The organism is Candidatus Oleimmundimicrobium sp. (assembly GCF_030651595.1).
Lineage (GTDB): Bacteria > Actinomycetota > Aquicultoria > UBA3085 > Oleimmundimicrobiaceae > JAUSCH01.
Window position 1 is genome coordinate 1 of record NZ_JAUSCH010000142.1, and the last position, 6,772, is coordinate 6,772.

The 6,772-nt window shown below is 40.4% G+C and carries 7 protein-coding genes; all 7 read left to right on the forward strand.

What is annotated here, in order from left to right; all coding sequences use genetic code 11:
* The first annotated feature begins 65 nt into the window (after positions 1-65).
* Positions 66-1,328: a class I SAM-dependent methyltransferase gene (locus Q7U95_RS08635; protein ID WP_308753670.1), complete on the forward strand. Its 1,263-nt coding sequence runs from the start codon at positions 66-68 to the stop codon at positions 1,326-1,328.
* Between the two features lie 79 nt (positions 1,329-1,407).
* Positions 1,408-1,596 carry a hypothetical protein gene (locus tag Q7U95_RS08640; RefSeq protein WP_308753672.1) on the forward strand — a complete coding sequence of 63 codons (189 nt, stop codon included), beginning with the start codon at positions 1,408-1,410 and terminating at the stop codon, positions 1,594-1,596.
* A 150-nt stretch (positions 1,597-1,746) separates the two neighbouring features.
* Positions 1,747-2,763, forward strand: a complete 1,017-nt coding sequence (locus tag Q7U95_RS08645) for a glycosyltransferase family 2 protein (RefSeq protein WP_308753674.1) — start codon at positions 1,747-1,749, stop codon at positions 2,761-2,763.
* 35 nt (positions 2,764-2,798) lie between these two features.
* On the forward strand, positions 2,799-3,896 hold the full coding sequence (locus Q7U95_RS08650) for a glycosyltransferase family 1 protein (protein WP_308753676.1): 1,098 nt from the start codon (positions 2,799-2,801) through the stop codon (positions 3,894-3,896).
* A 197-nt stretch (positions 3,897-4,093) separates the two neighbouring features.
* Positions 4,094-4,879: a methyltransferase domain-containing protein gene (locus Q7U95_RS08655; protein WP_308753678.1), complete on the forward strand. Its 786-nt coding sequence runs from the start codon at positions 4,094-4,096 to the stop codon at positions 4,877-4,879.
* Between the two features lie 346 nt (positions 4,880-5,225).
* A complete protein-coding gene (locus Q7U95_RS08660) occupies positions 5,226-5,813 on the forward strand; it encodes a nucleotidyltransferase domain-containing protein (protein ID WP_308753680.1) in 588 nt (195 codons plus the stop codon).
* Positions 5,788-6,231 carry a hypothetical protein gene (locus Q7U95_RS08665; RefSeq protein WP_308753683.1) on the forward strand — a complete coding sequence of 148 codons (444 nt, stop codon included), beginning with the start codon at positions 5,788-5,790 and terminating at the stop codon, positions 6,229-6,231. Before Q7U95_RS08660 ends, Q7U95_RS08665 begins: the two co-directional genes overlap by 26 nt.
* Positions 6,232-6,772: the final 541 nt, after the last annotated feature.

Here is a 6,772-nt window from a genome sequence, read left to right on the forward strand (position 1 = left end):
TTAAACATAAGAATCGGTCTTAAACAATACTCACGCTGTTTTTCAAAACCAAGGAGGTAAGCTTTATGCACCTGATTAAACGTAATACCTGTCGCGTTTGTGGCTCCAATGCACTAACACCGGTCATCAACCTTGGAGACCAGTACTTGCAAGGCTCCTTCGTCAAGCCAGGCAAGGAAATGCCGCCAACCCGTAAAATCTCAACCTCACTGGTGCGCTGCGACCCGATGCATGACGAGAAAGCCTGCGGTCTTCTGCAGATGGAATACACGATTCCGCCAGAGGTGCTCTACTCGGCCTACTGGTACCGTTCCGGCACCAACAACACTATGCGTTGCCACTTGCAAGGCATAGTCGAAGAAGCTATGGAAATGACCGGCCGGAAGGAGTCAGCCGCAGTTCTTGATATTGGCTGCAACGACGGCACGCTGCTGGAATTCTATCCCGCCAGTTTCACCAAATTCGGGGTAGACCCATCCGACGTAGCCCAGGAAATAAAAGCCCCTATCAACGTTGTTCAGGATATTTTTCCTTCGGAAGAGCTGATATCCCGGCTTGACGGCCGTACATTCGATATTATCACCTCAATCGCCATGTACTATGATCTGGAGGACCCCATTGCTTTCACCCGCGAAATCAAGCAGATTCTATCCCCAGAAGGCATCTGGGTAATCGAGATGTCCTATATGCCCACCATGCTTAAAATGACCTCCTACGACACCATTTGTCATGAACACATCGAGTATTACAGCCTTGCGGTCATTGAATACATCCTTAAACAGGCGGGGATGAAAGTAGTTAACGTCTCACACAACGATATCAATGGTGGAAGCCTGCGTTGCCAGGCTACCCACATCAGCAACTTTACCTACAAGCGGGACGAATTTCAGCAGAACATCAAAGCGATGCGACTGGAAGAATTCGACCTCGAACTTGACACTGATAAACCGTACCGGCACTTTCAGGACCGTATCAACGTCCACAAGGAAGAACTCAACTCTCTACTGAAAAAATTGAAAAAAGAAGGGAAAAAGATCCATATCTATGGTGCCTCTACAAAAGGGAACACCATTCTGCAATGGTGCGGAATCGATCATAGAATTATTGACTGCGCAGCCGAACGCAACCCTGACAAATACGGTGCCATGACGCTGGGGACTGATATTCCCATTGTCAGTGAAGAAGAATCACGGGCCATGAATCCAGATTACTACCTTGTGTTGCCTTGGCACTTCAAAGAGGAGTTCCTGGAACGCGAGCGTGAAACGCTCGAACGGGGAATCGGATTCATTTTCCCACTTCCGACAATTGAAATAATTCACAAATAGGCAGGGCATGCAAACTGTTATCATTTTTGGAGCTAACAGTTAGGATGGCTACTACTTAGTAATTAATTCAGTAGGAGATTTGTATCGAAGGAGTGGTCAACCGGAAAATATCGGTTCGGGAGAAGTGGATAATAGACAATTTAATGAACCTAAGTTTGTATTTGGCGCATGTGCAGGGGCTGCGATTTATCGCAAGGAGTTATTCGAAGATGTAGGATTATTTTTATTCAAATACGTTCCTCGGGAAGGATTTTTAAGCATGGATTAAGATTGGGTACAACTTGCTTAAAGGGTAAGTTCGCTATTACCCAAGATGCTGAAAAAGCGTAGGGAGATACAGAGAAATAGAAAAGTTTCTATCGAGTATATCGATTCAATTATCGCTAAGTGATCTTTTAAGGTAAAGGGTGGGAAAAATTTGTCTGAGTTGTCTATCATAATTGTCAACTGGAATGGTAAACATTTTTTGAAGGATTGCTTGGATTCTGTTTTTAAGCAAAGTCTCGATGATTGTTCTGTTGTTTTTATAGATAATGGCTCAACCGATGATTCCGTTAGATTTGTTGAGAAGAAATACGCAAGTCGTATAAAGAACAGAAGGTTAAAAATAATTGTTAACAACAAAAATTATGGTTTTGCTGAGGGTAATAATATTGGAATAGAAGAGTCTCTTAAAGATCTAAACTGCAAATATATTTTCTGTTTAAATAACGATACGGTAATTGAGTCAAATTGTTTAGATGAGTTAATCAAGATAGCCGATGACCCAAACTTTAAGCACTTCGGCAGTTTCCAACCGAAGATGGTTTGGCATGATTACCGTGAGCTTATTGATTCGGCGGGACTTTTGTATGGTAAAAATAGTTTGGGATTTAACCGAGGTGGTTTTGAAGCGGTAAAAAATTATGACCAATCGGTAGAAATTCTTGGTTGTTGCGGGGGAGCTTGTTTATATCGTCGAAAAGCGGTTGAGGAATTAATTGAGAAAGATGGCGAGTTTTTTGATAAAGATTTTTTTGCTTATTACGAAGATTTTGATGTAGCGTTTCGATTGCAATGGAGGGGTTGGCCAAGTTTTTATGTTTCAAATTCAATTGTATATCACAAAAGAGGTGGAAGTCAGAAAAAAAGTACTAAGAAGACCTTATATTGGGGACATCGAAATAATGTGTATGTTATTGCCAAAAATTTGCCGAAGAGTTTTATTTTTAAAAACTTCATTTTAATTTTATCAGCGCAAATTTTGTCTATAGCAATTAATTTTATAAAAAGAGGATTATTGGGTTTTACCATTGCTAAAGCCAAAATCGACGGTTTTAGGAATTGGGCAAAAATGAGGGAAAAGGCAAAAATAATTCAGTCAAATTCAGGCAATTGGCCTAATGTTGAAAAATTTTTAGTTTCAAAGTGGAGAATGAGAAAACCAAAGCGATAAGCTGAAAATTAAAGTTCAGCTGGGAGCAAATATATATGCGAATAGGTTTTGATGCCAGACCAATAGGATGGAGCGGAGTGGGGACTTATTCAAGAGGTCTCTTAAGTGCTCTTTCTAAGATTGATTTAGAAAATGAATATATCCTCTTTTGTAACGAGGAGTCGGCGGACCTTGTTCCATCCGCTCCAAATTTTTTTAAACAGGTTGTTAACTTACCCATTTTTTCGTTTAAAGGTCAATTTAAGTGGGCGAAGTTATTAAAAGAGGCCCATCTGGATATCTGTCACTTTCCGCTCTATGTTTGGCCCATTTTTACGCCTTGTCCTTCAGTTGTGACCATACACGATATAACTACGATGATATTTCCCGAAACTATTCCATCTCTTTATAAGCGAATAATTTGTGGATACATGAATCGCTCGGCTATTAAAAAATCGGAAAAAATTATCACTGTTTCTTTAGCTACAAGCGCTGATTTAACAAATTTACTGAATGTGCCCGCATCTAAAATTGAAATAATTTATGAGGCAGTTGATGAACGCTTCAAACCGGTTAAAGATAGGGCTCTTCTTTCTGGGGTTAAGGAGAAGTATGGGATTGATGGAAAGTTTCTTTTAAATGTTGGGAATCCGAAAGCCCATAAAAATTGGGCCAGGTTAATCGAGGCCTTCGCGAAGTTGGAGTCTGATTTGAAGCTCGTTCTGGTCGGCACAAAAGGTAATGTCCCTCGTGAGCTTTCGGAGCAGGTAAAGAGGTTAAATCTTTCCGAGGCAGTCATTTTCCCTCGATTTATTTCGGACGAAGATATGTCTTCTCTTTATAGCGCCGCAGAAGCATTAGTTTTTCCTTCACTCTACGAGGGTTTTGGCTTGCCCGTCCTTGAAGCTATGGCTTGCGGGACTTCGGTTATCTGCTCAAACGTCTCTTCTTTGCCAGAGGTTGTTGGTGATGCCGCGATAAAGGTTGACCCTATGGATGTCGATGATATTTCAAGGGCGATGAGGTTGATTACCGAGGATTTCTCTTTGAGAAATGAACTTGTGGAAAAGGGTTTGGCAAGAGTAAAGGAGTTTTCGTGGGAAAAAACGGCATCCAAGACGTTAGAGGTCTACCGAGAGGTTTATGGCGAGTAATTTGAATTATCTCAATATGCGGAAGGGAAGAACGCCCTGATTGCAAGTAGGCGAATTCAATAACTTCAGAGGAAGTTGTAACTGCGGCGGAGAAGTTTTTGAGGAAAGCGGAGAGAAAGATTAGAAAATGAAAATAGGAATTGGCACAAGGTCAAATACTAGCTTAAGATAATATAACATCCAAAAAGAGGTTCAAATTGAGAGAAAACAGGACAACTAAGTCCCAAAACAAACAACTTAATGAAGCGCTTCTTGAAATAAAGAAATGCCAGGAAGAATCAAGAGAATTAGGCAACCAAGATGCTATAGTCCAAGAAAATAACCTTCTTCTCTTTGGATACAAGGCTATCGCAGAAGAAATTATAGCTGAATTACCAGAGGATGCTAAAATCCTCGACTGGGGAGGCGGATTTGGCTTCCTTTCGTTTTTTCTGCAGCAACTAGGGAGACATGTAACCTATTTTGACCTCAAGCTAGAAGAAAAATGGATGCCCTTGCTCAAACAGCTTAAAATCCCAAAAGTATATTTAAATGATGAGACAAAACTTCCTTTTGAAAATGAGAGTTTTGATGCTGTCATCTCATGCGGTGTACTTGAACATGTTTCTAAACCAAAAGAATCTCTAGCTGAGCTTCATAGAATAATTAAACCAGGAGGGTTGCTATTCGTTTATCACTTTCCCAATCGTTTTTCCTATATTGAACATCTTGCCTCGAAAAAAGGGCAGGAAGCGCATGCATATAAGCTCTCTAAGAAAGAGTTACGCGAGTTATTAAATCGCAGAGGGTTCAAGGTAGTTTCTTTGAGATATAAGTATTTATTGCCACGCAACCTGTCACAATTTCCTAAAATTAGAAAACTCTTTAGCAAAAAGGCCACTGTAATCTTTATGATTGACTACATTCTCAGTTTGTTACCAGTTTTAAATGTTTTATCCACTACATCAAATGCTGTAGCCGTAAAGGAGAAGGATAAACCGTGAAAATAAGGATAGATGTGAGAGTTTAGAACACTCAGCCTGTTTTGGTGCTTCGATTCGAAGCAGATTCATACAAATGGGGCCAGGCTTGACAAACTTGAACAACTTAACCCTTTGACCATCCAATAATGAAAATGGCTTAACAGAAGACAGCTTAACTAAATATCCTGTTATGCCGTGTCTGCCGTGCCTACCGGCAGGCAGGCCGACAGGCAGGGAGTGGTTCAGGGATATTGGCTTACAGCCCGTAGGGGCATGAAGCACCTTTGGGATGGACGTTAGTGTAGCTTGACTTTTGACTACAAAATGTATATATTTGACTACAAGATGTATACAAGGAGGAAAGAGCATGCTCGCAGAATTATTTTCCTCGCAAGCTCGAGTATCAGTTCTGAAGCTTTTTCTCTTAAACGTTGGTAGCCGTTTCTACCAGCGAGAGATTGCCTCAATTACGGGGCTGCCCATCAGAGCAGTTCAGCGGGAGGTTTCTAAACTTGAGAAGATAGAGCTAATCTTGTGTCTAACCGAGGGAAAGCGTCAATACTATCAAGTCAATCGGGAAAATCCTATTTTCCCTGAGTTGAAGGCGATTTTTCTTAAAACCGTTGCTCTTGGAGATCTTCTTCGACCAAAACTCAAAGACATCAGCCGAAAGATTAATGTTGCTTTTATCTATGGTTCTTATGCTGGCGGAGAAGAGGGGCCGATAAGCGATATCGACATCTTTGTTGTTGGCGGTATTAGTACCAAGGAACTTTCCGTAGTTTTAGCTAAAGCTAAGGAAGAATTGGGACGTGAAATGAATTTTTATGTTGTGAGCAAGGAAGAGTTAAGCAATAAAGTAAGCCAAAAGAACCACTTTATATCATCTATTATGGATAAACCGAAAATTTTTTTAGCAGGAGATGAAGATGTCTTTAGAGAGCTTATTAGTTAGTGGTCGTCTAAAGAAACATAGGACTTCAACAAGGGAAATTGCAGAGCTGTTTAAAGTGGTTGAGAGAGATGTTGCTGACGCTTCCATCAAAGAGCTTTCCGCGGACCGCTGTTTTGCCACTGCTTACAACGCAGTCCTTCAACTTGCTACAATTGCTCTTTACTGCAAGGGATATCGACCTACCGGCACGGGGCATCATTTCACTGTGTTCCAGGCTCTTAAACATACGTTAGAGGAAGAGGGCCAGGATTTAGCCGACTATTTTGATGCTTGCCGCGTCAAGCGAAATATAACTGATTACGATCGCGCGGGTCAGGTTTCTGAGAAAGAAGCCCAAGAGCTTTTAGATGAAGCTAAGATATTTAAGAGTAAAATTAATGAATGGCTTTCAAAGAACTATCCGGATTTTTTAAGATAGAGAAGTTATTAAAATTCGAGGTCAGGTTTGACAAACTTGAATAAAAAAACACAGAGTATCAATTACTTAAATATTTTTTCAAGCAACTGCCTCTTATGTTCAAGTGAGAGACATCAAAAAAAGACCTTTTTTCTTGAAAAAGATTTTATCTACTATAAAATGTTGACTAATTTACGAGGCTGTCGAATTTTGTCATTGCGCCTGCCGATAGGCACGACAATGACGCGAAAAAGCACTCACTTGGCGATTACTCAACAGCTTCGAACTCCTGCGAGGATATTGGAGGTTGCAAAACGAAAAAATTGAAAGTTCTCATGGTAAACAAATTATATTATCCCGTTATTGGAGGCGTAGAGAATCACGTCCGGGATTTGGCTCGTGAGCTATCTTCTCAAATTGGCGTGAGAGCTTTTGTGACAATTAATAAAAATTTGCTAAAAAATGTATTTTCTTACAAAATGATGGTACTAAAGTGAAAAATAGATGTTTTAGAGCGAGAGAACGTGAGAAACGATGTCAATGAAGAGAACTAAAGTTTTAA

Bases quoted from the DNA above. Each gene is read 5' to 3' on its own strand.
- Q7U95_RS08635 (WP_308753670.1), top strand. From the start codon at position 66: ATGCACCTGATTAAACGTAATACCTGTCGCGTTTGTGGCTCCAATGCA.
- Q7U95_RS08650 (WP_308753676.1), top strand. From the start codon at position 2,799: ATGCGAATAGGTTTTGATGCCAGACCAATAGGATGGAGCGGAGTGGGG.
- Q7U95_RS08660 (WP_308753680.1), top strand. From the start codon at position 5,226: ATGCTCGCAGAATTATTTTCCTCGCAAGCTCGAGTATCAGTTCTGAAG.
- Q7U95_RS08665 (WP_308753683.1), top strand. From the start codon at position 5,788: ATGTCTTTAGAGAGCTTATTAGTTAGTGGTCGTCTAAAGAAACATAGG.